Annotated in this window: 24 protein-coding genes; 18 read left to right on the forward strand and 6 right to left on the reverse strand. The window is 71.5% G+C overall.

The window, feature by feature from the left end:
* Position 1 precedes the first annotated feature (1 nt).
* A complete protein-coding gene (locus tag J2Z30_RS17250) occupies positions 2-1,780 on the reverse strand; it encodes a dolichyl-phosphate-mannose--protein mannosyltransferase (RefSeq protein ID WP_044570984.1) in 1,779 nt (592 codons plus the stop codon).
* Positions 1,781-2,030: 250 nt separating this feature from the next.
* Between J2Z30_RS17250 and rsmI the strand changes: the two genes are divergently transcribed.
* The 9 genes from rsmI to J2Z30_RS17295 all read left to right on the forward strand — a co-directional run bounded on the left by rsmI (position 2,031) and on the right by J2Z30_RS17295 (position 13,690).
* Positions 2,031-2,906, forward strand: a complete 876-nt coding sequence (gene rsmI, locus J2Z30_RS17255) for a 16S rRNA (cytidine(1402)-2'-O)-methyltransferase (RefSeq protein ID WP_044570982.1) — start codon at positions 2,031-2,033, stop codon at positions 2,904-2,906.
* Positions 2,907-3,092: 186 nt separating this feature from the next.
* Positions 3,093-3,581 (forward strand): hypothetical protein, encoded by a 489-nt coding sequence (locus tag J2Z30_RS17260; RefSeq protein ID WP_044570980.1) that lies wholly within the window; start codon positions 3,093-3,095, stop codon positions 3,579-3,581.
* Between the two features lie 132 nt (positions 3,582-3,713).
* Positions 3,714-4,634 (forward strand): TatD family hydrolase, encoded by a 921-nt coding sequence (locus J2Z30_RS17265; protein WP_044570978.1) that lies wholly within the window; start codon positions 3,714-3,716, stop codon positions 4,632-4,634.
* A gap of 109 nt (positions 4,635-4,743) precedes the next feature.
* On the forward strand, positions 4,744-5,943 hold the full coding sequence (locus J2Z30_RS17270; RefSeq protein ID WP_044570975.1) for a resuscitation-promoting factor: 1,200 nt from the start codon (positions 4,744-4,746) through the stop codon (positions 5,941-5,943).
* Positions 5,944-6,072: 129 nt separating this feature from the next.
* Entirely contained in the window at positions 6,073-6,939 is an 867-nt protein-coding gene (gene rsmA / locus J2Z30_RS17275; protein WP_044570973.1) for a 16S rRNA (adenine(1518)-N(6)/adenine(1519)-N(6))-dimethyltransferase RsmA, read from the forward strand.
* A gap of 739 nt (positions 6,940-7,678) precedes the next feature.
* The gene (locus J2Z30_RS17280; protein WP_044570971.1) at positions 7,679-8,605 is read left to right on the forward strand and encodes a 4-(cytidine 5'-diphospho)-2-C-methyl-D-erythritol kinase; all 927 of its coding nucleotides are present in this window, start codon (positions 7,679-7,681) and stop codon (positions 8,603-8,605) included.
* A 60-nt stretch (positions 8,606-8,665) separates the two neighbouring features.
* Positions 8,666-10,486, forward strand: coding sequence for an ABC-F family ATP-binding cassette domain-containing protein (locus J2Z30_RS17285; protein ID WP_044570969.1), 1,821 nt, complete (start codon positions 8,666-8,668; stop codon positions 10,484-10,486).
* A 360-nt stretch (positions 10,487-10,846) separates the two neighbouring features.
* A complete protein-coding gene (locus J2Z30_RS17290) occupies positions 10,847-12,694 on the forward strand; it encodes a hypothetical protein (RefSeq protein ID WP_044570966.1) in 1,848 nt (615 codons plus the stop codon).
* A gap of 267 nt (positions 12,695-12,961) precedes the next feature.
* The gene (locus J2Z30_RS17295) at positions 12,962-13,690 is read left to right on the forward strand and encodes a response regulator transcription factor (protein ID WP_044570964.1); all 729 of its coding nucleotides are present in this window, start codon (positions 12,962-12,964) and stop codon (positions 13,688-13,690) included.
* A 22-nt stretch (positions 13,691-13,712) separates the two neighbouring features.
* On the opposite strand, the gene J2Z30_RS17300 is transcribed toward J2Z30_RS17295, so the two are convergent.
* Both J2Z30_RS17300 and J2Z30_RS17305 read right to left on the reverse strand, forming a co-directional pair.
* Positions 13,713-14,090, reverse strand: a complete 378-nt coding sequence (locus J2Z30_RS17300) for a hypothetical protein (RefSeq protein ID WP_044570961.1) — start codon at positions 14,088-14,090, stop codon at positions 13,713-13,715.
* A gap of 27 nt (positions 14,091-14,117) precedes the next feature.
* Entirely contained in the window at positions 14,118-15,788 is a 1,671-nt protein-coding gene (locus J2Z30_RS17305) for a sodium:solute symporter family protein (RefSeq protein ID WP_044570959.1), read from the reverse strand.
* A 162-nt stretch (positions 15,789-15,950) separates the two neighbouring features.
* Here J2Z30_RS17305 and galT point away from each other — a divergent pair, with 162 nt between their 5' ends.
* The 4 genes from galT to J2Z30_RS17325 all read left to right on the forward strand — a co-directional run bounded on the left by galT (position 15,951) and on the right by J2Z30_RS17325 (position 20,428).
* Positions 15,951-16,994: a galactose-1-phosphate uridylyltransferase gene (gene galT / locus J2Z30_RS17310; protein WP_044570957.1), complete on the forward strand. Its 1,044-nt coding sequence runs from the start codon at positions 15,951-15,953 to the stop codon at positions 16,992-16,994.
* Positions 16,991-18,019, forward strand: a complete 1,029-nt coding sequence (gene galE, locus J2Z30_RS17315; protein ID WP_044570954.1) for a UDP-glucose 4-epimerase GalE — start codon at positions 16,991-16,993, stop codon at positions 18,017-18,019. Before galT ends, galE begins: the two co-directional genes overlap by 4 nt.
* Entirely contained in the window at positions 17,986-19,218 is a 1,233-nt protein-coding gene (galK, locus tag J2Z30_RS17320; protein ID WP_044570952.1) for a galactokinase, read from the forward strand. Before galE ends, galK begins: the two co-directional genes overlap by 34 nt.
* Before the next feature lie 343 nt (positions 19,219-19,561).
* The gene (locus J2Z30_RS17325) at positions 19,562-20,428 is read left to right on the forward strand and encodes a LuxR C-terminal-related transcriptional regulator (RefSeq protein WP_044570949.1); all 867 of its coding nucleotides are present in this window, start codon (positions 19,562-19,564) and stop codon (positions 20,426-20,428) included.
* On the opposite strand, the gene J2Z30_RS17330 is transcribed toward J2Z30_RS17325, so the two are convergent.
* A complete protein-coding gene (locus J2Z30_RS17330; protein WP_044570946.1) occupies positions 20,387-20,884 on the reverse strand; it encodes a MarR family winged helix-turn-helix transcriptional regulator in 498 nt (165 codons plus the stop codon). The genes J2Z30_RS17325 and J2Z30_RS17330 overlap by 42 nt on opposite strands.
* A gap of 134 nt (positions 20,885-21,018) precedes the next feature.
* On the opposite strand from J2Z30_RS17330, the gene J2Z30_RS17335 reads away from it, so the two are divergent.
* The 3 genes from J2Z30_RS17335 (at position 21,019) to J2Z30_RS17345 (ending at position 22,971) form a co-directional block, all read left to right on the forward strand.
* A complete protein-coding gene (locus J2Z30_RS17335) occupies positions 21,019-21,843 on the forward strand; it encodes a trans-aconitate 2-methyltransferase (protein WP_044570944.1) in 825 nt (274 codons plus the stop codon).
* On the forward strand, positions 21,840-22,202 hold the full coding sequence (locus J2Z30_RS17340) for a VOC family protein (RefSeq protein WP_044570942.1): 363 nt from the start codon (positions 21,840-21,842) through the stop codon (positions 22,200-22,202). The genes J2Z30_RS17335 and J2Z30_RS17340 overlap by 4 nt, the downstream gene beginning before the upstream one ends.
* Before the next feature lie 124 nt (positions 22,203-22,326).
* Positions 22,327-22,971 (forward strand): Uma2 family endonuclease, encoded by a 645-nt coding sequence (locus tag J2Z30_RS17345; RefSeq protein WP_044570939.1) that lies wholly within the window; start codon positions 22,327-22,329, stop codon positions 22,969-22,971.
* Here the strand turns inward: J2Z30_RS17345 and J2Z30_RS17350 are convergent.
* Positions 22,896-23,330 carry an ATP-binding protein gene (locus tag J2Z30_RS17350; RefSeq protein ID WP_044570936.1) on the reverse strand — a complete coding sequence of 145 codons (435 nt, stop codon included), beginning with the start codon at positions 23,328-23,330 and terminating at the stop codon, positions 22,896-22,898. The two genes, J2Z30_RS17345 and J2Z30_RS17350, sit on opposite strands and share 76 nt — an antisense overlap.
* A gap of 123 nt (positions 23,331-23,453) precedes the next feature.
* Positions 23,454-23,969 carry a hypothetical protein gene (locus J2Z30_RS17355; protein WP_052701404.1) on the reverse strand — a complete coding sequence of 172 codons (516 nt, stop codon included), beginning with the start codon at positions 23,967-23,969 and terminating at the stop codon, positions 23,454-23,456.
* Positions 23,970-24,153: 184 nt separating this feature from the next.
* Here J2Z30_RS17355 and J2Z30_RS17360 point away from each other — a divergent pair, with 184 nt between their 5' ends.
* A complete protein-coding gene (locus tag J2Z30_RS17360; RefSeq protein WP_052701403.1) occupies positions 24,154-25,026 on the forward strand; it encodes a helix-turn-helix domain-containing protein in 873 nt (290 codons plus the stop codon).
* Positions 25,023-25,241, forward strand: a complete 219-nt coding sequence (locus tag J2Z30_RS17365; RefSeq protein ID WP_044570932.1) for a DUF397 domain-containing protein — start codon at positions 25,023-25,025, stop codon at positions 25,239-25,241. Before J2Z30_RS17360 ends, J2Z30_RS17365 begins: the two co-directional genes overlap by 4 nt.
* The last annotated feature ends 15 nt before the right edge of the window (positions 25,242-25,256 follow it).

Here is a 25,256-nt window from a genome sequence, read left to right on the forward strand (position 1 = left end):
GCTAGATCCAGGTATCCAGCCACATCCGGGCGCGCCAGGAGTCCATCGGCATCGTCTGCCCTGTGTACAGCGGGAAGAAGTAGATGAAGTTCCAGATGATCAGCAGGACGAGCGCGCCCGAGCCGACCGCGCCGATCACCCGGCGGGTCTCGCTCGCGCCCGGTGGCCCCAGCAGCGCGCCGATCATCATCGCCACCCCGAGGCACAGGAAGGGTACGAAGACGACGGCGTAGAACGAGAAGATCGTCCGGTCCTGATAGAGGAACCACGGCAGATAGCCCGCGGTGATCCCGCACAGGATCGCGCCTGCCCGCCAGTCGCGCCGCAGTGCCCACCGGAACAGCAGGTACAGCAGCGCGAAACAGGCCGTCCACCACAGCAGCGGGGTGCCGAGGGCCAGCACCTCGCGGGCGCACTTCTCGGCGGCGTCCTTGGGGCAGCCCTCCTGGCCCGCCCGCGGGGACTCGTAGAAGTACGAGACCGGGCGGGACTGGACCAGCCAGCTCCACGGGTTGGACTGGTAGACATGCGGCGAGTGGAGGTTGACGTGGAACTGGTAGACCTCGGACTCGTAGTGCCACAGGCTGCGCAGCGGGTTGAGCAGCCAGTCGAAGGTGCCGCCGGTGCCGTAGCCGCCGCCGTCCGGTTTGGGGGATTCGGCCCAGTGGCGGAAGTAGCCGCTGTGCCGCCAGCCGCGGCCCTGGTCGTGGCTGCCGCTCGCGGTGAACCAGCCCGACCAGGAGGCGATGTACGTGAGGATCGCCACAGGCACCAGTGAGATGAACGCCCAGCCCAGATCGCGCCGCAGCACGGCCCGGTAGGGGCGGAGGGCGCCCGCGGTGCGGCGGCTGCCCACGTCCCACAGGACGGTCATCAGGCCGAAGGCCGCCAGCACGTACAGCCCGTTCCACTTGGTGCCGATGGCCAGGCCGAGCAGCACCCCGGCGGCGAGCCGCCACGGCCGCGCGCCCAGTTTCAGGCCCCGGGCGACCGCCGGGTCCGGCCGCGCCGCGCCGTCCTCACCGGCCGGCAGCGCCGCCGCCAGCCTGGCGCGCGCCCGGTCCCGGTCGACGAGCAGACAGCCGAAGGCGGCCAGCACGAAGAACATCACGACCAGGTCGAGCAGCGCCGTGCGGCTCATCACGTAGTGCAGCCCGTCCACGGCCATCAGCGCGCCCGCGAGGCAGCCGAGGAAGGTCGACCGGAACAGCCGCCGCCCGATCCGGCACAGCATCAGCACCGAGAGGGTGCCGAGCACCGCGACCATGAACCGCCAGCCGAACGGATGCAGCCCGAAGAACTGCTCGCCGAGCCCGACGACCCACTTGCCCACCGGCGGGTGCACCACATACGAGGCCGCGTCGCTGAGCGGGATGTGCTGCGGGGCGTCGAGAATCCGGTCGTTGGCGGATTTCGGCCAGGTGCCCTCGTAGCCGTACTCCCAGATCGACCAGGCGTCCTTGGCGTAGTACGTCTCGTCGAATATGACGTTGTCCGGGCTGCCCAGATGCCAGAAGCGGGTCAGCCCGGCGCACAGCGCGACCAGCAGCGGACCGCCCCAGCCGCTCCAGCGGGCGATTCTCGCCGCCGCCGAGGGGGTCGCGCCGAGGATCTCCCAGAGCCGGGTGCCCGGCTCCGCGTACGGCGGGACCAGCCGCTCCCGTACGCCGGGCCTGGTCTGGCCCGCGTATCCGAAACGGCGCAGCCGGCGCTGCCAGGCCGGCGGCTGCTGGCCGGTGGCTTTGCCCGGCTGGGCGTGGGTCGCGGTGTCACTGCTCACCGGCCCATCGTAGGGAAGGGGTCTGTGAGTGTGGCGGGGAAAGGCGGCGAACGGGGATTCGTGCCCGGGGCGGCGGTCTCGGGGCCGAGCCCGCGGTCGCCTCGGGACCGAGCCCGCGGCGGTCTCGGGGCCGAGCCCGCGGCCGACCCCGCGGCCAGTCTCTGCCGACCCCGCGGCCGGTCGTGGCCGGTCTCTGCCGACGCCGCGGCCGGGCGCCGGGCCCGCCGTGCCCGGCTGCGAGGATGGGGGCGTGACTGGAACGCTCGTACTGGCAGGGACCCCCATCGGCGACACGGCGGACGCGCCCCCGAGGCTGGCCGCCGAACTCGTGGCCGCCGATGTGATCGCCGCCGAGGACACCCGGCGGCTGCGCCGCCTCACCCAGGCCCTGGAGGTGCGCCCGGCCGGCCGGGTGGTGTCCTACTTCGAGGGCAACGAGTCGGCCCGCACGCCCGAGCTGGTCGAGTCGCTGGCCGGGGGCGCCCGGGTGCTGCTGGTCACCGACGCGGGCATGCCGTCGGTCTCCGACCCCGGCTACCGGCTGGTGGCCGCCGCCGTGGAGCGCGGGATCACCGTCACCGCCGTGCCCGGCCCGTCAGCGGTGCTCACCGCGCTGGCCGTGTCCGGGCTGCCGGTGGACCGCTTCTGCTTCGAGGGGTTCCCGCCGCGCAAGGCGGGGGAGCGGCTGACCCGGCTGCGCGAGGTCGCCGACGAGCGCCGCACCCTGGTCTGGTTCGAGGCCCCGCACCGGCTGGACGACACGCTCGCGGCCATGGCCGAGGTGTTCGGCCCGGACCGCCGCGCCGCGGTGTGCCGGGAGCTGACCAAGACCTACGAGGAGGTGCGGCGCGGCCCGCTGGCCGAGCTGGCCGCCTGGGCGGCGGAGGGCGTACGCGGCGAGATCACCATCGTGGTCGAGGGCGCCCCCGCGCCCGGCCCCGAGGAGGCCGGCCCCGCCGAGCTGGCCCGCCGGGTCGCGGTGCGCGAGGAGGCCGGTGAGCGCCGTAAGGAGGCCATCGCGGCGGTGGCGCAGGAGGCCGGGGTGCCCAAGCGGCAGGTGTTCGACGCGGTGGTGGCGGCGAAGAACGCCGCGGGAAGCACGCCACGCGAAGGTAAAGCCCCGTAGCGAAAAGCAAAGCTCAGGTTAGTAGCCGGGCAGTTGCTCGCCAGTTTCTCCATGGCCGTTGCCAAATCTCGCTCAAAGAGCGGGAAGAGCCCGTGCGGTGGCGCCGGGAAAGGCGTCCACTGGTTGTGGAAGACCTGGGGCGATCCCATACCGGAAGACTTGTCCTGTGTGACAAGAGGAGCTGCCATGAGCGATATAGCGGGAACCTCGAGCGGTGCTCATCCGATAGCCGCCCACACCCCCTCCGATCAGTCCGGCGAGGTGGCCCACGAGGCGTACGCCTTCGCCTGCATGAAGTGCGGGCACGGCTGGGAGCGGTCGTACGACATCGAACACCACGTGGACGGCGAGGGCCGGGCCTTCGTCGTCTACTTCACCGGCGGCCTGCGCGTCCCGTCCCCGCTGACGAGCCCCGACTGCGTCAACTGCGGTGCGCATCTGGTGCGGATCATGCGCTCGGGGCAGGTCTCCTCCGTCCTGGAGAGTGCGCGGCGCGGGAGGCCGCACACCACCCGGGACCGGGAGGACGGCACCGGCGCGCCGGAGGCCGAGGCGGACGCCGCGCCGGACCGCGCACCGGACCGCGCACCGGAAAACGAGGACCCCGCGCGACGCCGTGGGCACCACTGGCACCTTCCGAATCTGCTGCATCCCTTTCAGCACCACCGCGACTGAGTACGATCCGGTCCATATGAGCTGTTTCACGTGAGTCGGCTCTGTAGTCGGTTCACCTGAGCCGGGCGCGGGTCAACTGAGCGGCCGGACGCGATTCACCGCGCATTCACCGGGATTCATAGAATCGCGCACATGGCGAAAACAGCATCGACCCCCGGCGGCAGCGGCAAGGCGAGCGGCGCGCAAAAGGAAAAGGACGCGCCCCCGCCGCCGCCGGAGCCCCTGCGGGTCCCGGTCGCGGATTCCCACACCCACCTGGACATGCAGTCGGGCACCGTCGAGGAGGCACTGGCCAAGGCCGCCTCGGTCGGCGTCACGACCGTCGTCCAGGTGGGGTGCGACCTCGCCGGGTCCCGGTGGGCGGCCGAGACCGCGGCGGCGCACGAGAGCGTCTGGGCCACGGTGGCCCTGCACCCCAACGAGGCGCCGCGCATCGTCCTCGGCGACCCTGATGGCTGGTCCCGGCAGGGCGCCAGGGAGCCCGGCGGCGACGCCGCCCTGGACGCGGCGCTCGACCGGATAGCGGCCCTCGCCGCGCTGCCCCAGGTGCGCGGTGTGGGCGAGACCGGTCTGGACTACTTCCGCACCGGCCCGGAGGGCATGGCCGCCCAGGAGCGCTCGTTCCGCCGCCACGTCGCCATCGCCAAGGAGCACGGCAAGGCGCTGGTCATCCACGACCGGGAGGCGCACGACGATGTGCTGCGGGTGCTCGCCGAGGAGGGCGCGCCCGACACCGTCGTCTTCCACTGCTACTCCGGTGACGCGGCCATGGCGAAGATCTGTGCCGAGCGCGGCTACCACATGTCGTTCGCGGGCAATATCACCTTCAAGAACGCCCAGCCGCTGCGCGACGCCCTGGCAGTCGCCCCGCTCGACCTCGTCCTGGTCGAGACCGACGCGCCGTTCCTGACCCCCGTCCCCTACCGCGGACGGCCCAACGCTCCGTATCTGATTCCGCTCACCCTGCGGGCCATGGCCGAGGTCAAGGGCGTCCCCGAGGACACCCTGGCGACCGCCGTAGCGGCCAATACGGCGCGCGTCTTCGGCTATTGAGGGGCGGTGGCGATCCGAGGGCGGTGATCACACTGCGTGATGATCTTCCTTTGGAGAGTCACCCCCACTCCGATACAGTCCCGGACCCAACGCCCTGACCAGTGGACTTGTGGAGTGTTACCGGAGTGTTGTCGTGAGCCGTAGGGCCAGCCACCGCGTCCCGGGCGGCCGAGCCGCCGCCCGCCGAGCCGCCCGTCGCGGCGCCACCGGCCGGACCGATCCGATGCGTCGGCTGCTGCCGCAGGCGATGGTGGTCGCCGCCCTGGCCGGCGGCACCTCCGCCTTTGTCGCCCAGGACAAGGCCGTACGGCTCAGCGTCGACGGCGACGCGCGCACGTTGCACACCTACGCCGACGACGTGGGCGAGCTGCTGGCGGACCAGGACGTCCGCGTCGGCGCGCACGACATCGTCGCTCCCGCGCCCGGAGAGCGGCTCGGCGACGGCGACGAGATCGCCGTCCGCTACGGCCGCCCCGTCACCCTCACCCTCGACGGGGAGCGCCGCCGAGTGTGGACCACCGCCCGCACGGTTGACGGCGCACTGCGCCAACTGGGCGTACGTGCCGAGGGCGCGTACCTGTCCGCCTCCCGCTCCGCCGCCATCACCAGCCGAGGGCTGCTCCTGCACGTCCGCACCGAGCGCACCGTCACCTTCCTCGCCGACGGGCGCCCCCACGTCGTCCGGACGAACGCGGCCACTGTCGGCGAGGCCCTCGCCGCCGCCGGGCTCACCTTGCGCGGCCAGGACACCACCTCCGTCCCGCAGGACAGCTTCCCGCGCGACGGCCAGACGGTGACGGTGATGCGGATCACCGGCGGCAAGGAGGCCCGGGACCATCCGGTGCCCTTCACCACCGTCCGCCGCGCTGACCCCACCCTCCCCAAGGGCACCGAACTCGTGGCCCGGCCCGGCGAGCCGGGCACCCTGCGCATCACCTACCGGGTGCGCAGCGTCAACGGCGTACGGCAGCGGCCGCGGAAGATCGGCAGTGAGATCGTCAAGGCGCCCGTGGCCCGGATCGTCCGGGTCGGCACCATGACCGTGCCCGCCGGCGTCGGCGGCCCGGCGGACGGGCTCAACTGGCGGGCGATGGCCCGCTGCGAATCGGGCGGCCGGGCCGACGCGGTCGACGGCTCCGGCCGCTACGGCGGCCTCTACCAACTCGACCAGGGCACCTGGCACGCCCTCGGCGGCCACGGCCGCCCCCAGGACGCGCCCTCGTCCGAGCAGACCTACCGCGCGAAGAAGCTCTACCAACAACGCGGCAGCAGCCCCTGGCCCAGCTGCGGCTCCAAGCTCCACCGGTGATGGGGCCCGGCCGGGTGGCCCGGCCCCAGGGATGCTCGGATCCTCCGGCCGGGGGCGCCTGCCGGTGGTGGCCGGGGGAGGACCGAGCCTTGAAAAAGGGGGGCCGGAAAGGGGGCCTAAACTTCCTGGGTGAGCTCCACCGACTCCGACGTTCTTCTCGGCCCCGCCGACATCCGCGAACTCGCGGCGCGGCTCGGCGTACGTCCGACCAAGCAGCGCGGCCAGAACTTCGTCATCGACGCCAATACGGTCCGCCGGATCGTCCGGACCGCCGGGGTGCGCCCGGACGACGTGGTCGTCGAGGTCGGCCCCGGGCTCGGGTCGCTGACCCTCGCGCTGCTGGAGGCCGCCGACCGGGTCACCGCCGTCGAGATCGACGACGTCCTCGCGGCGGCCCTCCCCGCGACCGTCGAGGCCCGGCTGCCGCACCGCGCCGACCGCTTCGCGCTGGTGCACAGCGACGCCCTGCGGTTGACCGAGCTGCCGGGCCCCGCCCCGACCGCGCTGGTCGCCAACCTGCCGTACAACGTCGCCGTACCCGTGCTGCTCCATATGCTCTGGCGGTTCCCGACCATCGAACGGACCCTGGTCATGGTCCAGTCCGAGGTCGCCGACCGGCTCGCCGCCCCGCCCGGCTCCAAGGTGTACGGCGTCCCCTCCGTGAAGGCCGCCTGGTACGCCCACGTCAAGCGCGCGGGCGCGATCGGCCGCAACGTCTTCTGGCCCGCCCCCAACGTCGACTCCGGTCTGGTCTCGCTGATCCGCCGGGACGAGCCCCCGCGCACCACCGCCACCCGGGAAGAGGTCTTCGCGGTGGTGGACGCGGCGTTCGCCCAGCGCCGCAAGACCCTCAGGGCGGCGCTCGCGGGCTGGGCCGGTTCGGCGGGGGCCGCGGAGGAGGCCCTGAAGGCCGCCGGGGTCTCGCCGCAGGCGCGCGGCGAGTCGCTGACGGTGGAGGACTTCGCCGCGATCGCCGAGCACGGGCCCGCGGCCTGATCACACGACGCACCTGCGGGCGGGCTTGTTCCCCACCCCGCCCCTTCCCGTAGCCGGGGCTCCGTCCCGGACTCCGGTGCGGGGGTCCGGGGTCTGGCTGGGCCGCGGGGCGCAACCTCCGGGGGCAAGGCCCCTTGAGTCCTGAGGGGGCCGGGCGGGGCGTGGGGTGGAGGTGCCGCGCTGCCCAGTTTCTCTGGCGTTTGAGGAGCGGGGTTCCGTAGCCGGGGCTCCGTCCCGGACTCCGGTGCGGGGTCCGGGGTCTGGCTGGGCCGCGGGGCGCAACCTCCGGGGGCAAGGCCCCTTGAGTCCTGAGGGGGGGCGGGCGGGGCGTGGGGTGGAGGTGCCGCGCTGCCCAGTTTCTCCGGCGTTTGAGGAGCGGGGTTCCGTAGCCGGGGCTCCGTCCCGGACTCCGGTGCGGGGTCCGGGGTCTGGCTGGGCCGCGGGGCGCAACCTCCGGGGGCAAGGCCCCTAGAGTCCTGAGGGGGGCTGGACGGGGCGTGGGGTGGAGGTGCCGCGCTGCCCAGCTTCTCCGGCGTTTGAGGAGCGGGGTCCGGGGGGCGGAGCCCCGGCGGGGGCGGGGGCGGAGCCTCCGAGAGCGGGGTCCGGGGGCTTGCCCCCGGTTCGGGAAGGGGCGGGGTGGGGGACAAGCCCGCCGCAGGCCCTCCCCGCACGCAGGCCCTCCCCGCCGCACGCGGGACAATGGCCGCACCGGAACACCCGAACCCCGCCGAGGAGCCCCGTGAGCCGCCCCGTGACCGCCCGTGTGCCCGCCAAGGTCAACGTCCAGCTCGCGGTCGGCGGGCTGCGCCCCGACGGGTTCCACGACCTGGCCAACGTCTTCCTCGCCGTCGGGCTCCACGACGAGGTCACCGCCACCCCCGCCGAAGTCCTCCGGATCACCGTCGAGGGCGCGGACGCCGGTCAGGTGCCGCTGGACCGCACCAACCTCGCGGCCCGCGCCGCTCTCGCGCTCGCCGAGCGGCACGGCATCGCGCCCGGCGTGCACCTCCATATCGCCAAGGACATCCCCGTCGCGGGCGGCATGGCGGGCGGCAGCGCGGATGCCGCCGGGGCGCTGCTGGCGTGCGACGCGCTCTGGGGCACCCAGGCGACCCGCGCCGAACTCCTCGAGATCTGCGCCGAGTTGGGCAGCGACATCCCCTTCAGCCTCGTTGGCGGCGTGGCCCTCGGCCGTGGCCGGGGCGAGCTGCTGACGCCGCTGGAGACCGGCGGCACCTTCCACTGGGTGTTCGCCGTGGCCGACGGCGGGCTGTCCACGCCGGCCGTCTACCGCGAATGCGACCGGCTGCGCGAGGCGTCCGGCGCGGGAGCGAGCGCCGCCGACGTGCCCGACCCCGAGCCCTCCCAGGCGCTGCTGGACGCGCTGCGCACCGGGGACGCCACCGCGCTGGCCGCCGCCGTCTCGAACGATCTCCAGCCCGCCGCGCTCTCGCTGCGCCCCGCGCTCGCCGACACCTTGCGCGCCGGAGCGGACGCGGGCGCGCTCGCCTCCCTCGTCTCCGGCTCCGGTCCGACCTGCGCCTTCCTGGCGAAGGACACCGATGCCGCGCAGGCGGTGGCGACCGGGCTGGCCGCCTCGGGCACCTGCCGCACGGTCCGGGTCACCTCCGGCCCGGTCCCCGGAGCGCGGCTGGTCGACGCCTGAGCGAGGCGCCCCGCGCGGCGACTACCCTGGGATGCCGATCGATCCGCGTAATGGAGTGTGATGGCGACCAACCTGGTCAATGTTGAGTCCGTCGGCAAGGTGTACGGCACCCGTGCCCTGCTGGACGGCGTCTCCCTCGGGGTGAACGAGGGTGACCGCATCGGCGTCGTCGGCCGTAATGGCGACGGCAAGACCACGCTCATCCGGATCCTCGCCAAGCTGGAGCCCGCCGACGACGGCCGCGTCACCCACGCCGGTGGTCTGCGGCTCGGCGTGCTCACCCAGCACGACTCGCTCGACCCCGCGGCCACCGTCCGCCATGAGGTGATCGGCGACCTCGCCGACCACGAGTGGGCCGGTGACGCCAAGATCCGGGACGTGCTCACCGGGCTGTTCGGCGGGCTGGACCTGCCCGGCTTCCCCCAGGGTCTCGACACGGTCATCGGCCCGCTGTCCGGCGGTGAGCGCCGCCGTATCGCGCTCGCCCAGCTGCTGATCGCAGAGCAGGACCTGATCGTCCTCGACGAGCCCACCAACCACCTCGACGTCGAGGGCATCTCCTGGCTGGCCGGGCATCTGCGCGCCCGCCGCTCGGGCCTGGTGGTGGTCACCCACGACCGCTGGTTCCTCGACCAGGTCTGCACCCGCATGTGGGACGTCCAGCGCGGCGCCGTCCACGAGTACGAGGGCGGCTACAGTGACTACGTCTTCGCGCGCGCCGAGCGCGAGCGCATCGCCGCCGGCGAGGAGGCCAAGCGGCAGAACATGATGCGCAAGGAGCTCGCCTGGCTGCGCCGGGGCGCCCCCGCCCGCACCAGTAAGCCCCGCTTCCGCATCGAGGCCGCCAACGCGCTGATCGCGGACGTCCCGCCGCCCCGCGACAGCGCCGAGCTGATGAAGTTCGCCAACTCCCGGCTCGGCAAGACCGTCTTCGACCTGGAGGACGTGACCGTCACCGCCGGGCCCAAGGTGCTGCTCACCCATCTGACCTGGCAGTTGGGGCCCGGCGACCGGATCGGCCTGGTGGGGGTGAACGGCGCGGGCAAGACCTCGCTGCTGCGCGCCCTCGCCGAGGCCGCCCGCAGCGAGGGCGAACAGCAGCCCGCCGGGGGCCGGGTCGTGGTCGGCAGGACCGTAAGGCTCGCGTATCTGTCCCAGGAGGTCACCGAGCTCGACCGGAACCTGCGGGTCCTGGAGGCCGTCGAGCAGATCCGGCAGCGCGTCGACCTCGGCAAGGGCCGGGAGATGACCGCTTCCCAGCTGTGCGAGAAGTTCGGCTTCACCAAGGAGAAGCAGTGGACCCCGGTCGGCGATCTCTCCGGCGGTGAGCGGCGCCGGCTGCAGATCCTGCGGCTGCTGATGGACGAGCCCAATGTGCTCTTCCTGGACGAGCCCACCAACGACCTGGACATCGAGACCCTGACCCAGCTGGAGGACCTGCTCGACGGCTGGCCCGGCTCACTCGTGGTCATCAGCCACGACCGCTACTTCCTCGAGCGCACCACCGACCGGGTGCTCGCCCTGCTGGGCGACGCCACCCTGCGGATGCTGCCGCGCGGCGTGGACGAGTACCTGGAGCGGCGGCAGCGGGCCCTGGCCGCGGCCGCCCCGGCCGCCGCCGCGCCCGCCAAGCAGAAGACCGGTGAACAGGCCGCCCGGCAGCGGTCGGCGGCCGACCAGCGCGCCGCCAAGAAGGAGCTTCAGCGCATCGAGCGGCGGCTGGACCGGATCAACGAGCAGGAGTCCGGGCTGCACGCGCGGATCGCCGAGCACGCCACGGACTTCACCAAGGTCGCCGAGCTCGATACGCAGCTGCGCGAGCTGACGGGGGAGCGGGACGAGCTGGAGACCCGCTGGCTGGAGCTGGCCGACGACGCATGAGCCGACGAGGCATGAGCCGACAACGCATGAGCCGACAACGCATGAGCCGACAACGCATGAGTCGACAAGGCATGAGCCGACGACGCGTGATGTGAGTGGCCTGAAAGCATCGTGTGAAGAGGTTGTGCGGCGATGGCGCGCTCCCTGGCAACGGTCGCGTCACAGGCCGGTCTCAGCTGATCGATGACCTGGACACTGATCCCTATTGCGCCCCTTACGGGTGATACAAAGAACTCCCGCCTGCCTTCCGCTCAATGGCGGGGTGCCCTGTCCGATTCGCTCCTTCCCGGGGGCCTTTGACCCACCGGGATCGCGGGGGAGGCCGGTCGGACGACGGGTCCCGCATCTGAAGGAATTCGCATGTCACAGCCGCCTCCGCCGCCAAACCAGCCGCCGCAGGGCGGCTTCGGTGCGCCGCAGGAACCTGGTTACGGCTACCCACAGCAGCCGCCCACGCCGCCTCCGGGCCAGCAGGGCTACGGCTATCCGCAGGCCCCCGGCCAGCCGCCGCAGACCCCTCCGCCTCCGCCGCCGTCGGCACCGCCGGCGCCGCCGCAGACGCCTCCGCAGGGCGCCGGCGGCTACGGCTACCCGGATCAGCCGGCGCACGGCCAGCCGACCCAGGGCGGCGGATCGCCGTACGGATCCGGCCAGCAGCCTTACGGTCAGCAGCAGTACGGCCAGCAGCCTTACGGACAGCCGCAATACGGCCAGCCGCAGTACGGACAGCCGCCGCAGGCCCAGTACCCGGGCGGCCCCGGTCCGGGCGGCCCCGGTGGCTCCGGCCAGTCCAAGCAGCGCATGGTGATCATCGTCAGCGCCGTGGTCGCGGTCGCGCTGATCATCGGCGGCGGCATCTGGTTCGCCACCAAGGGCGACGACGGCGGCGGCAGCGAGGCCAAGGGCAAGGACAAGCAGTCCAGCCAGGGCGCCTCCAGCGGCACCACGGGCGGCGGGGACAAGCCCGCCAAGGCCGTGGACGCCAAGCTGCTCAACAAGGTCCCGATGCCCAAGGTCTCCGACCAGGTCACCGTCGAGGGCATGTGGACCACCGACGACACCTTCGTGAAGGCCGGTGTCTACAAGATCGTCGGCTATCCGCTGAGCGGTGGCGCCGCCAAGTGGACGATCCCGCTGGACGGCGCGGTCTGCTGGTCCTCGGACCACCTCACCAAGGACGGCCTGACCACGGTCCTCTACCAGGAGGCCAAGCCGTCGGCCGAGGACAAGTACCCCGGCTGCACCGAGGTCGGGCTGCTGGACCTGAAGAACGGCAAGATGCTGTGGCACCGGAACGTCAAGGAGGGTGACGAGAAGATCCGCTTCGACGAGGTCACCATCGGCGGCGGAACCGTGGCCGCGGGCGGCACCAGCGGCGGCGCCGCCTGGTCCAGCTCGGGCCAGTCCCTGTGGAAGCCCAAGTCGGGCGAGCAGTGCTCGGACGACGGCTACGCGGGCGGCGAGGAGAAGCTGGTCGCGGTGCGCCGCTGCGGCGACTACGACAACCCGCAGATCCAGGTCCAGACGCTGAACCCGAAGTCGGGCGCGGTGAAGTCGGCCTACAAGGTCTCGCAGGGCATCGACTACGTCCACGTCGCCTCCACCGACCCGTTGGTGATCGGCCTGGACGCCGGTGACTCCACCGGCTCGGCGGTCTCGGACTTCCTGTCCATCGACGACAGCGCCAAGACCGGCAAGGTGCTCGGCAAGATCGGCACCGAGAACGGCAAGTACGACGCCAAGTGCGAGTCGACCAACGTCGAGGGCTGCCGGAAGCTCGCCGTCTCCAAGTCGGCGAACACCCTCTTCCTCGGCTCCGAGGACCGCACCGACTCCAGCGCGGCGACGGCCAACGAAATCGTGGCCTTCGACCTGAAGACCGGCAAGCCGGTCGGGAAGACCGACGGGGCCAAGGGCGCCGCCCTCACCCCGCTCGGGCTGGACGAGGACGGCTCCGTTCTCGCCTACCAGGAGAGCACCTGGGAGACCGGCGGCGCGGTCTGGCGGATCGACCCCAAGTCGTACGCCAAGACCAAGCTGCTGCAGAACCCCGTCGCCAGCCATGAGATGGAGCAGAAGTTCAGCCCCAGCTACTCGGAGATCATCTACTCCGGGGAGCACCTCTACATGAGCGACGTCTACGCCAGCAAGCCCTCGGGCACCTACGACCGGGACGACCCGCTGGCGATCATCTTCGGCGCGAGCTGACGTTCCGGCGCCCCGCCCGGCCACCCCACGGCGGCCCCGCCCGTACGACACCGTACGGGCGGGGCCGCCGCCGTGCGCGCCCGGCAGAGCGCGGGGGTGCGCGCCCCCTGGGAACCCAGCCGCATCGATCGGATTGGGACGTCAACCGGACGTCAAGTAGGCACGAATGGCCGGGATTTCGGCATTCCGGGGGGCTTCTGCCCGGTAAGGGGCGCGCAACGTCGAACAAGCGTGTAGCTTTCCCCCCTGAGCGAATGGGGGGAGCTCATGGGCGTGCGACTCATGGTGGTCGACGATCACCGTCTGCTCGCGGAGGCGCTCGCCTCGGCGCTGAAGCTGCGCGGGCACCGGGTGCTCGCCGCGGCGGCGCCGAGCGCGGGCGCGGCGGACCTGGTGGTGAGCCGGGCACCTGAGGTGTGCCTGCTGGGCACGGCGGCACCCGCCGAGCCGGGGATGTTCGACCCGGTGGTGCGGATCAAGAAGGAGCGGCCACAGGTCGCGGTCGTGGTGCTCGGCCCGGTGCCGAGCCCGCGCGGCATAGCCGCCGCCTTCGCCGCCGGGGCGTCCGGCTATGTGCGCCACGACGAGCGGATCGAGGGTGTCGAACGCGCCATGATGAAGGCGCGCGCGGGCGAGGCGGCCGTGGCGCCCCAGCTGCTCCAGGGGGCGTTCGCGGAGCTGCTCAACCCCGCGGCCCAGCCCGACGACGAGGGCGCCCGGCTGCTGCGGATGCTGACCCCGCGCGAGGTGGAGGTGCTGGTGCGGGTCGCCGAGGGCGAGGACACCCGGCTGATCGCGGCGGGTATGGGGATCGCCCCCAGCACGGCCCGCACCCATGTGCAGCGGGTGCTGATGAAGCTCGGGGTGGGCTCGCGGCTGGAGGCGGCGGCCCTGGCGGCGCGTACAGGGCTGCTGGACCGCGCGGCGACGCGCCGGACCGCGCCGTCCCCGCCCCAGCCGCCTCCCACGCTTCAGCCGCCCGCGTCGGCGCCGTAGCCCGTACCGTGGCCCGCGTTTCTCAGCCCGCTCCGGACCCGGGCGCTCGGCCCCCGGGCTCTCCGGTCCCGTTCCCGGGTCCGGCCCCGGGGCCGGACCCGGGCCGAGCGGGCTCCGGCTTGGGTTCGGCCCCGGGCGCGGACAGCGGCCTGAGCTTCATCCAGAGCAGGAAGAGCAGGCCGACCGCGAGCACGCACGAGCCCGTCCAGAGGTTGATGTTGATGCCCGACGCCTTCCTCACATCCGCGTCCGAGGCGGTGAACCCGGCGATGAGGACGAGGATCCCGTAGATCACGAACAGCCCGCCGATGATCCGCCGCACATCGAACAGCCGGGCCGCGGTCGCCGACTTCTGCTGCAGATCCTCGACCTCGTGCCGGTATTCGTACTCCTCACTCATGACGCACGCTCCTTAATCCCGGAAGGGTCACAGGGAGAACGGGATGTAGCACAGGGCCGCGAGGATCAGCGCGCTCCAGCCCAGCACGGCAGGACGGCGGTACCACGCCTCGTCGCCCGGCGCCGGTGGCTCGGCCACCCCGGGCGCGGTGGTGCCGTAGACCAGACCGGCCAGCGACTCCACCGGCTTGGGCTTGGTGAACGGCGTCAGCGCGACCATCACCACCCCGCCGACCACGAACGCCACGATGGCGGAGACGAAGTTGGCGCCCTGGTCGCTGGGGATGGCGATGACATCCGCCAGGTAGAGCCAGAAGTAGTTGATCATCGCGGCCACCGTGCCGCACAGCAGCCCCCAGAACCCGGCCGCGGCGGTGGCCCGCTTCCAGAACATGCCGATGATGAACACACAGAACAGCGGCACGTTGAAGAACGAGAACAGGGTCTGGAGGTAGTTCATGATGTTGCTGAACGAGGAGGCGATGAAGGCCGTGCCCATACCGACCAGCACCCCGATCGCCGTCACCACCCGCCCGGTGAGCAGGTAGTACCCGTCCGGCCGGCCCTTCATGACGTACGCCCGCCAGATGTCGTTGGTGAAGACAGTGTTGAACGAGGACACATTGGCCGCCATGCCCGCCATGAAGGCGGCCAGCAGCCCGGTCACGGCGAGCCCCAGCACCCCGTTCGGCAGCAGCTCGCTCATCAGCAGCGGAATCGCGTCGTTGTACTGGAGCCCGCTCTTCTTCGAGCCGATGTCCGGCTCCATGACCAGGGCGATCAGCCCGGGGACCACCACGATCAGCGGGATGAACATCTTGGGGAACGCGGCGATCAGCGGGGTGCGCTGAGCGGCCGAGAGGTTCTTGGCCGACAGGGCGCGCTGCACCTCGGCGAAGTTGGTCGTCCAGTAGCCGAAGCTCAGACAGAAGCCGAGGCCCAGCACGATGGTCAGCCAGTTGGCCCCCAGCGGGTTGGACGAGCCGATGCCGGTGCCGCCCCAGGCGGAGACGAAATTGGGGCCGTGGGAGTCCGTGAGCGCGTCCTTGAGCCCGCCGAAGCCGCCGATCCGCCGTAGCCCGACGACGGTGAGCGGGATCAGGGCGGCCAGGATCACGAAGAACTGCAGCACCTCGTTGTAGATCGCCGAGGAGAGTCCGCCGAGGGTGATGTACGCGAGCACGAAGAGCCCCGCGACCACGATGGCCACCCACTGCGGCCAGCCCAGCAGCGCCTCCACCACGATCGCCATCGCATAGAGGTTCACCCCCGCGATCAGCACCGACGCGACCGAGAAGATGATCGAGCTGAGCAGATGCGAGGACGGTCCATAGCGGTGCAGCAGGAACTCGGGGACGGACCGTACCTTGGAACCGTAGTAGAACGGCATCATCACCAGGCCGAGGAAGACCATGGCCGGAATCGCCCCGACCCAGTACCAGTGCACCGTGTACACCCCGTACTGCGCGCCGTTGGCGGCCATCCCCAGGATCTCCAGGGCGCCCAGATTCGCGGCGACGAAGGCCAGACCGGTGACCCACGCGGGCAGCGACCGGCCGGAGAGAAAGAAGTCGAGGCTGGTCTTGACGCTCGCTCTGGCGGCGAATCCCACGCCGAGGACGACGGCGAAATAGAGGATCAGGATCGTGTAGTCGAGTGCGTTGGTGGGGAGTCGTAGCCCTTCGGCCAGATAGTGCATGGTCTCGCCTCATCGCCTGAACGGAATGCACCAGAAACGTTCGGTGAACGTATCCGAATTCTTGCGGTTTGTCCGGTCACCTGCACCGCGCATTGACGGCACTGTTGGCTTGTGGTTCATTATGTTGAGTTGTGTTGGGTGCACCTGACAGGAGCTGGCCGAGTGAAGAAGACGGCGACGCGGCTCGCGGACGGACGCGAGCTGATCTACTACGACGCGCGCGACGACGCGGTGCGCGACGCCGTCGACCAGCGGCCGCTCGACCCCATCGCGACCCGCTCGGAGATCCGGCACGACCGCCTGCTCGGCGACCGGGTGGCGATCGCCTCCCACCGCCAGGCCCGCACCTACCACCCGCCGGCCGACGAATGCCCGCTGTGTCCCTCCCGCGAGGGCCGCCACAGCGAGATCCCCGCCTCCGACTACGACGTCGTGGTCTTCGAGAACCGCTTTCCCTCGCTGGCCGGTGACTCGGGCCGGTGCGAGGTCGTGTGCTTCACCTCCGACCACGCCGCCTCATTCGCCGACCTCGACGCCGAACAGGCCGCTCTGGTGCTCGACGCCTGGACCGACCGCACCGCCGAGCTGGCCCAGCACCCCGCCGTCGAGCAGGTCTTCTGTTTCGAGAACCGCGGCAAGGAGATCGGCGTCACCCTCGGCCATCCGCACGGCCAGATCTACGGGTATCCCTTTGTGACCCCCCGTACACAGCTGATGCTCCGTTCGCTCGGCGAGCACCGTGAGGCCACTGGTCGGAATCTGTTCGATGATGTGGTCGCCGATGAGCTGGCCGACGGGCGCCGGGTGGTCCTCGACGGTGAGCACTGGGTCGCGTTCGTCCCGTACGCCGCCCACTGGCCCTACGAGGTGCACCTCTACCCGAAGCGGCGGGTCCCGGACCTGCCGGCGCTGGACGAGGCCGCGCGCACAGAGTTTCCACAGATGTATCTGGAACTCTTGAAGCGCTTCGATCGGATCTTCGGGGAGGGTGAGCCGCCCACGCCCTACATCTCCGCCTGGCACCAGGCGCCGTACCGCCTGACCGACCGCGGTGAATTCGCACTTCACCTCGAGCTTTTCACCATCCGCCGCACTTCCGGCAAGCTGAAGTTTCTCGCGGGTTCCGAATCCGGCATGAATGTGTTCATCAACGATGTGCCGCCGGAGGCCGCGGCCGAGCGACTGCGAGAGGTAGCGAGCAAGTGAACACTGCGCAGCAGAAGAAGTACCTGGTCACCGGCGGTGCCGGCTATGTCGGCAGCGTGGTCGCGGCGCATCTGCTCGAAGCCGGGCACCGGGTGACGGTGCTGGACGACCTCTCCACCGGGCACCGCGCCGGGGTCCCCGAGGGTGCGGAGTTCATCGAGGGCCGCATCCAGGACGCCGCCAAGTGGCTCGACCCCACCTACGACGGCGTACTGCACTTCGCGGCGTTCTCCCAGGTCGGTGAGTCCGTCGTCAACCCCGAGAAGTACTGGGTCAACAATGTGGGCGGCACCACCGAGCTGCTCGCCGCGATGCGCGACGCCGGGGTGCGCACCCTCGTCTTCTCCTCCACCGCCGCCACCTACGGCGAGCCCGACCAGGTCCCGATCACCGAGGACCTCCCGACCGCGCCCACCAACCCCTACGGGGCCAGCAAGCTCGCCGTCGACCACATGATCAGCGGTGAGTGCGCCGCCCACGGCCTGGCCGCGGTCTCCCTGCGCTACTTCAACGTCGCGGGCGCCTACGGGGCGTACGGCGAGCGCCATGACCCCGAGTCCCACCTCATCCCCCTGGTGCTCCAGGTCGCCCAGGGCCGCCGTGAGGCCATCTCCGTCTTCGGCGACGACTACGCCACCCCCGACGGCACCTGCGTCCGCGACTACATCCACGTCGCCGACCTCGCCGACGCCCATCTGCTCGCCCTCGGCGCCGCCCTCCCGTCTCCCACCACCACCCTTGATGGAGGCGCTGCGCGCCGCGGAGTCAATCCCGGCGAGCATCTGATCTGCAACCTCGGCAACGGGAACGGCTTCTCCGTCCGCGAGGTCATCGAGACGGTGCGCCAGGTCACCGGCCACCCCGTCCCGGAGATCGCCGCCCCGCGCCGCGGCGGCGACCCGGCGGTCCTGGTGGCCTCCGCCGAGCGTGCCAAGGAGCGCCTGGGCTGGCGCCCGACCCGCGCCGACCTGGCCGGAATCGTCGCGGACGCATGGGAGTTCGCGCAGCGGAGGGAGAGTCAGTGACGGACGAGCACGGCCCCGGGCGGGCCACGGCGGAGTTCCGCGAGGTCTACGGCACCGAGCCCGGCGGCGTGTGGGCGGCGCCGGGCCGGGTCAATCTGATCGGCGAGCACACCGACTACAACGACGGCTTCGTGATGCCGCTCGCCCTGCCCCACACCTGTCTGGCCGCCGCCTCCCCGCGCACCGACGGGGTGCTGCGGCTGCACTCGGGCGACGTCCCGGGCGGGGTCGTCGAGCTGCGGGTCGAGGAGCTTTCGCCGGTCGCGGGCGGCGCGGGCGGCGGCGACCGCGGCGGCTGGGCGGCCTATCCGGCCGGAGTGGTCTGGGCGCTGCGCGAGGCGGGGCTGCTGACGGGCCGGGCCGGTGGTGCGGATCTGCACTTCGCGTCCACCGTGCCCACCGGCGCCGGGCTGTCCTCGTCCGCCGCGCTGGAGGTGGTCACGGCCACCGCGCTCAACGATCTGTACGGGCTGGGGCTCACCCCGCCGCGCATCGCCCAGCTGTGCCAGCGCGCCGAGAACGCGTTCGTGGGCGTGCCCTGCGGGATCATGGACCAGATGGCGTCGGCGTGCTGCACCGAGGGGCACGCCCTCTTCCTCGACGCCCGTGATCTCACCCAGCGCCAGGTGCCGTTGGACCTGGCGGCCGAGGGGCTGCGGCTGCTGGTCGTGGACACCCGCGTCAAGCACGAGCTGGGCGACGGCGCCTACGCGAGCCGGCGCGCCGCGTGCGAGGCGGCCGCGCGGGCGCTCGGGGTGCGGGCGCTGCGGGACGTGCCCTTCGACGGGCTGGACGCGACGCTCGCCGAGCTGGAGCGGCTGGGCTGCGACGCGGCCACCCTGCGGCGGGTGCGCCATGTGGTGACCGAGGACCGGCGGGTGGAGGAGGTCATCGAACGGCTCGACGCGGGGGACGCGCGGTCCATCGGGCCGGTGCTGACCGCCGGGCACGCCTCCTGCCGCGACGACTTCGAGATCTCCTGCGACGAGCTCGACCTGGTCGTGGAGACGGGATGCGCGGCGGGGGCGCTCGGGGCGCGGATGACCGGGGGCGGCTTCGGCGGCTCGGCCATCGTGCTGGTGGCCGAGGGGGACGCGGAGGCGGTGGGCAAGGCGGTGACCGAGGCGTTCGGCGCGGCCGGGCACCGGGCGCCGCGGATCTTCCCGGCGGTGCCCAGTGCGGGGGCACGGCGGCTGTAGGGGGCCGTATCCATCGGCCCGTTGATCGCCTCTCGGTAAATTTTCGCCGCTCGTGGATCTCGTACTCCCCAAGAGCGAACAAGAAACCCACAGTGAACAGCCGAGAGCGGTCAGTTTCGCTAATCCGCTTCCTATATGAGACCACGGCCTTACTCTGAGTACAGCGTCGGTGGGGGCCGACGCTTATCAGGGGGCGAGACAGTCAGGTACGACGCCCGGGGTGGGGTAGCAATCACGGCACGGCGGCGGCCGTGCGGTTGCGGTGACCTTGCGCCGGGCGCCGTACCCGCACTGTTTCTCGGTGTATCCGGGAACTTTCATCCGGCGACGTGGGGGGTTGTTTGTGGCACGTATTCGGGTTCTCGTGGTCGACGACCATCGTATTTTCGCCGAGTCCTTAGCGGCCGCCCTCGCGGCGGAGCAGGACGTGGACGTGGCGGCGGCCGGAAGCGGTCCAGCGGCGCTGCGCTGTCTGGAGCGTGGAGCGGCGGAGGGGCGTCGCTTCGACGTCCTGCTGGTCGACGCCGACTTGGGCATGGCCGCCGACGGTATGGGGCCACCGCTTCCGGCGCCGGCCGAGCTGCCGTACGGCGGGGTGAACGGCACGGCGCACAGCGGCATCCATGGCGGCGCGCACGGCGGGCCGCACGGTGGGGCCCATGGCGGTCCCGCTCGGGCGGTGAACGGCCGGGCGGCCGACGGCATATCGCTCGTCGGCGCGGTCCGCTCCGCCCAGCCGGGGGTGCGCACCGTGGTGCTGGCCGAGCGCGACGATCCGCGCCGCGCGGCGGCGGCGCTCCAGGCCGGGGCGTCCGGCTGGGTCGCCAAGGACTGCTCACTGGTCCGGCTGCTCGCGGTCATCCGGGGGGTGCTGCGGGAGGAGACCCATCTGCCGCCCGCTCTGCTCACCGGCGTCCTGCGGGAGTTGACGGCCGCCCGTAAGCACCGCACCGAAAGCGAGCGTCTGGTCGAGTCACTGACGCCGCGTGAGCGGGAGGTGCTGCGCTGCATGGTGGCCGGGCTCGGCCGTAAGGCCGTCGCCGAGCGGCTCTTCCTCTCCCCGCACACCGTCCGCACCCATATGCAGAATGTGCTGGGCAAGCTGGGGGTCCACTCCACGCTCGCGGCCGTGGCGCTGGCCCGGCGCGCCGGTGTGGGCCCGGTCGACCTAGCCGGGGAAATTGTCGAACGGGGCGGTCAGCTGGCGTAGCAGCGCGGCCAGTTCGGCGCGCTGGGCCTGCGAGAGCTCGGCCAGGATGGCGCGCTCATGGTCCAGCAGCCCGGCCAGTGCCTGATCGGCGCGGTCACGCCCTTCGGCGGTCAGCCGGACCAGCACACCGCGCCGGTCGCTGGGGTCGGGTCCCCGCTCGACCAGCCCCTTCTTGGCGAGCCGGTCGATGCGGTTGGTCATGGTGCCCGAGGTGACCAGAGTCTGGGTCAGCAGCTGCCCGGGGGAGAGCTGGTACGGGGGCCCGGCCCGGCGCAGCGAGGTCAGGACGTCGAACTCCCAGGGCTCCAGATTGTGCTCGGCGAAGGCGATCCGCCGTGCCCGGTCGAGATGGCGGGCGAGCCGGCTGACCCGGCTGAGCACTTCGAGCGGTTCCACATCGAGGTCGGGGCGTTCCCGCCGCCACGCCGCGACCAGCCGATCGACCTCGTCCTCCATGGCGATCAGTGTAGTGGGTCTGTCGACATGAAGTCTCTTGACATCAAGAGATAACGTGGAGCACGGTAAGGCGCCGGGACGCGCAGGAGCGACCACGGCGCCTCGTACCGACCGTACCCGCAGGGGGACCGATCATGACCACCGCGCCCAACTGGGACCCTCGGCAGTATCTGCGCCATGCCGGCCACCGCGTCCGCCCCTTCCTGGACCTGCTGGCCCGCGTCCCCGAGCTGCCCACCGACCCCGGCCGCCCGCCCCGCATCGCCGACCTCGGCTGCGGCCCCGGCAACGTCACCGCCCTGCTCTTCGACCGCTGGCCCGACGCGCGGGTCACCGGCCTGGACAACTCCGCCGAGATGCTCGCCGAGGCCCAGCCCCTCGCGGGCCCCACCACCGGCGGCGGCCGCCTCGACCTCCGGCAGGCCGATGTGCGGAACTGGGCGCCGGACGAGCCCTACGACCTGATCGTCTCCAACGCCGCCCTCCAGTGGATCCCCGGCCACCCCGACGCCTTCCCCACCTGGCTGGCCGGACTGCGCCCCGGCGGCACCTTCGCCTTCCAGGTCCCCGGCAACTTCACGGCCCCAAGCCACACCCTGCTGCGCGACCTGTGCAACGCACCCGAATGGCGCGACCGCCTCGCCACCCGCCTCCGTGACCCGGCCACCGTCCTGGAGCCGACCGAGTACCTGGAGCGCCTGGCCGCGCTCGGCTGCGAGGTCGACGCCTGGGAGACCACCTATGTGCAGATCCTGACCGGCCCCGACCCCGTCCTCGACTGGGTCAAGGGCACCGCCCTGCGCCCGGTCCTGACCGCCCTGGCCGACGACCCGCCCGCCCGCGACCGCTTCCTGGCCACCTACGCCGCCCTCCTCCGCGACGCCTACCCCTCCGCCCCCCACGGCACGGCCTTCCCCTTCCGCCGCATCTTCGTCGTCGCCCACAAGGCCCCCCGATGATCACGGCCCTCGACCACGTACAGCTCGCCGCCCCACCCCACACCGAGTCCGCCCTGCGCACCTACTACGGCGAGGTGCTCGGCATGACCGAAATCCCCAAACCGGCCGCCCTCGCGGCCAACGGCGGCCTGTGGTTCGCCTGCGGCCCGGTCCAGCTGCACCTGGGCATCGACCCGGACTTCCGCCCCTCCCGCAAGGCTCACCCGGGTCTCAGGGTCGTCGGCATAGAAGCCTTCGCCGCCCGCCTCGCCGGGCACGGTGCCGAGGTCGTCTGGGACGGGAAACTGCCGGGGCACCGCCGCTTCTACTCCGAGGACCCCGTCGGCAACCGGCTGGAATTCCTGGAGCCGATCGGGTGATATCACCCGATCAGATGATCGGCTCGGGGTTTGCCGTAATGAGGCTTCATGGACGCATAGCGTCACTGTGTCGCTTGTGCCGCAGTGGCGTCGGCGCCCAGACTGATGGAGGAGGTGCTTCACGATGACCGCTCTCGCGCATGAGCCGTACCCCGCACTGGAGGAAGACGTGCCTTCGACCGCCGGGCATGAGGCCGTGTCCCTGGACGAGGTGCTGTGGCAGGCGTGGAAGGCCATGGAACTCCCCGAGGGCTACCGGGCCGAGATCATCGAGGAGTTCATCGAGGTGTCGCCCACAGGCCGTCGCCGTCACACCGTGATCATCAATCGTCTCCGCCGGGCCCTGGAGGTCCATCTCGCGGATGGCGACCACGCCGCCTACCAGGACGGCAATCTCATCCACCGCCGCAAGGTGTGGATCCCCGACCTCTTCATCGCCCCCGAGGACCTCGACGAGATCCCCGACGAGGAAGACCTCGGAGTGGACGCGAGCGGCGTTCAGGCCGTCTTCGAGGTGGTCTCGCCCGGACGGGAAGCCCAATCGCGCGACCGGGAGCGCAAGCGCCGCGCGTATGCCCGTGCGGGCATCCCGCTCTACGTCCTGATCGACGACTTCGACGGTGACGGCACGGTCGTCATCCTCACGGCACCCGACCCCGACAAGGCCGTCTACGCCGACGAGCACCGCGTGCCCTACGGCACCGACGCCGTCATCCCCGACGGCCCCGCGAAGGGTTTCGTCATCGGAGAGGCCATCGTCAAGCCGTGATGCTCAGCCGTTCCGGTCCGGGGTGAGTCGGGTGCCGGTACAGCCCCTTCCCTCGGAAGTCTTATTCCCGTGACCACCTCGGCCCATACGGTCAGTCCCTCACGGGAGCGTCGCCCGCCCCAGCGGTGCGCCAGTGCCGCGACCATGAACAGGCCGCGCCCGTGCTCGTCGTCCCCCTCGGGCGGAGCGATGACCGGGATGTCGCCCGCGCCCTCATCGGTCACGGTGAAGACGGCCGAGCGCCCGGCCAGCGCGAGCGTGACCGCGACCGAGCGGCTGGCGGTGTGTTCCAGCGCGTTGGCGGCGAGTTCGCCGATGACGGTTTCCAGGGCCTCGGTGGTTCCCTGGGCAACCCCCATGAACGCGCCGTCCCGGCCACGTGTCGACGGGCCGTGGAGGCGGAGGCGAGATCGTCGCCGGGCAGCGTCCACAGGATGAGCGTCTGCGGGCGTGTGGCGCTGCCGAGCGCGACACCGACCGCCTCAAGAGACGCGGCGCATTGGTCCACGACCGGCCCCCTTGGTACGGACATCGGAGAGCCACACTCCGGCGAGATGGGCCAACGCGGCGGCGACGGCCTCGCACAGCTCGTCGCCGTCGGTGGTGAGCGGGCCCGCCGTATCCGGTGCCACGATCCAGCGCCGCCCGCAGGCGGCCCGGCGGCCGGCGCGCAGATCCGTCAGAGGTGACGGCCAGCGCATGACGCCGGAGGCGACGCAGCGCGTGCCGGTCAGCGGCGGCCAGCTCGCGGAGCAGCCTGGTGGCGCGAGGAATTCGACAGTCGCCCGCGGTGGCACGTCCAGTACGAGCCCGAGGGCCGTGCCACTCGCACGCAGTCGATGCAGGGCGACTGCCCCGATCGTGCGGGTCACTCGCGTGACGTCCCACGCCACGCCGATGGGCACTTCCGCGGCCCGCCCGGTTCGCCAGGCCCGTTCGACGTCGGATAACCGGGCTCCGGCGGCGACGGCCAGTGCGGTGGGGGTGTGCGGTGTCATGGGCAGCTCCCTTGAGGCGATTGGCTGGTGCATCTCGACCTTCATGAGGAGCTTGCCATTGAATTCCAATAACTGGCCTTTACGTCACTAGAGTTCACCAGTGTGGTTGACGGACTCGCTGGAGCCGTCAACTCGATGTCCATTGCCGCATACGCTCGGCGGACTCGACGGGAGGGAGCGTGGGATGACCGCCACGATGACGGGACCGGCCGGACGCATGCAGATCGCGCGGGGGCTGATCGCGCTGCGTGAGCGTTGCGGCCTGACGCAGACGCAAGTCGCCGAGCGCGCGGGCGTGAGCAAGGCGACAGTGAGCCGGTACGAGGCGTGGCAGGACCGCGCGCGTATTCGCTGGGCAACGGTCAAGGCACTGGCCGACGCCTGCGAGGCATCCGCAGAGGAACGGGAGGCGCTGGTGCGCGTCGTCAAGTCGCAGTCCGAGGGCTGGTGGGTCGGCAACAGCGCGGTACCGGAGTGGATCGATCCCCTGGTCTCGTTCGAGCATGAGGCGGAGTACGAGCATGTGTACGCGAACAACGTCGTACCCGGACTACTGCAGACCCGTGGCTATGCGACCGCGATCCACCGGGCGACTGAACTGCGCACCCCCAACGAGCAGGTCGAGCGCATGGTCGACGCCCGGATGCAGCGCCAGAGCATCCTTGACCGGCAAGTGCCCCTGCACCTGTGGGTAATCCTGGACGAAGCCGTACTCCGGCGCATCGTGGGTGATGAGGCTGTGATGGCCGAGCAGATGGACCACCTCTACGAGATGGCGCAGCGCCCGAACGTCGATATCCAGCTGCTCCCTTTCACGGCTGGAGCCCATGCCGCGGGGTCCGGGCACTTCGTCATCCTCGGCCGGGACGATGCACGAAACCCGCTCAACTCCATGGCCGTCGTGTACATCGAGATGCGTCGCAGAGGCTTGTACCTCGACGACGTGGACGCGGTCTCTTCCTATAAATTGTCGTTCGATTACCTTCGTTCACAGGCAGCCGACTCGACAGCATCACTGCGGCTGCTGGGGGCCGTGCGACAGGAGTTCTCTTCATGAGCGATCGCATATCCACCGTTGGCGTGGCAGCCGCGGTCTGGCGCAGAAGCAGTTACAGCGGCCCGGAGGGCAATGAGTGCGTCGAGGTCGCGGACCTCCGCACCCACATCGCCGTCCGCGACTCCAAGAAAGCTGACGGTCCCGTCCTGACCTTCCCCGCCGACGCCTTCGCCTCGTTCGTCAGCGAGGTGAAGGCGGGACTCCGGCGCGACTGAGGCTGTCCACAATCC

The organism is Streptomyces iranensis, from assembly GCF_017874715.1.
GTDB lineage: Bacteria > Actinomycetota > Actinomycetes > Streptomycetales > Streptomycetaceae > Streptomyces > Streptomyces iranensis.

Coding starts and splice junctions, on each gene's coding strand:
- J2Z30_RS17260 (WP_044570980.1), top strand. CDS start 3,093: ATGAGCGATATAGCGGGAACCTCGAGCGGTGCTCATCCGATAGCCGCC.
- J2Z30_RS17265 (WP_044570978.1), top strand. CDS start 3,714: ATGGCGAAAACAGCATCGACCCCCGGCGGCAGCGGCAAGGCGAGCGGC.
- J2Z30_RS17285 (WP_044570969.1), top strand. CDS start 8,666: ATGGCGACCAACCTGGTCAATGTTGAGTCCGTCGGCAAGGTGTACGGC.
- J2Z30_RS17290 (WP_044570966.1), top strand. CDS start 10,847: ATGTCACAGCCGCCTCCGCCGCCAAACCAGCCGCCGCAGGGCGGCTTC.
- J2Z30_RS17295 (WP_044570964.1), top strand. CDS start 12,962: ATGGGCGTGCGACTCATGGTGGTCGACGATCACCGTCTGCTCGCGGAG.
- J2Z30_RS17300 (WP_044570961.1), bottom strand. CDS start 14,090: ATGAGTGAGGAGTACGAATACCGGCACGAGGTCGAGGATCTGCAGCAG.
- J2Z30_RS17305 (WP_044570959.1), bottom strand. CDS start 15,788: ATGCACTATCTGGCCGAAGGGCTACGACTCCCCACCAACGCACTCGAC.
- galK (WP_044570952.1), top strand. CDS start 17,986: ATGGGAGTTCGCGCAGCGGAGGGAGAGTCAGTGACGGACGAGCACGGC.
- J2Z30_RS17330 (WP_044570946.1), bottom strand. CDS start 20,884: ATGGAGGACGAGGTCGATCGGCTGGTCGCGGCGTGGCGGCGGGAACGC.
- J2Z30_RS17335 (WP_044570944.1), top strand. CDS start 21,019: ATGACCACCGCGCCCAACTGGGACCCTCGGCAGTATCTGCGCCATGCC.
- J2Z30_RS17340 (WP_044570942.1), top strand. CDS start 21,840: ATGATCACGGCCCTCGACCACGTACAGCTCGCCGCCCCACCCCACACC.
- J2Z30_RS17345 (WP_044570939.1), top strand. CDS start 22,327: ATGACCGCTCTCGCGCATGAGCCGTACCCCGCACTGGAGGAAGACGTG.
- J2Z30_RS17350 (WP_044570936.1), bottom strand. CDS start 23,330: ATGGGGGTTGCCCAGGGAACCACCGAGGCCCTGGAAACCGTCATCGGC.
- J2Z30_RS17355 (WP_052701404.1), bottom strand. CDS start 23,969: ATGACACCGCACACCCCCACCGCACTGGCCGTCGCCGCCGGAGCCCGG.
- J2Z30_RS17360 (WP_052701403.1), top strand. CDS start 24,154: ATGACCGCCACGATGACGGGACCGGCCGGACGCATGCAGATCGCGCGG.
- J2Z30_RS17365 (WP_044570932.1), top strand. CDS start 25,023: ATGAGCGATCGCATATCCACCGTTGGCGTGGCAGCCGCGGTCTGGCGC.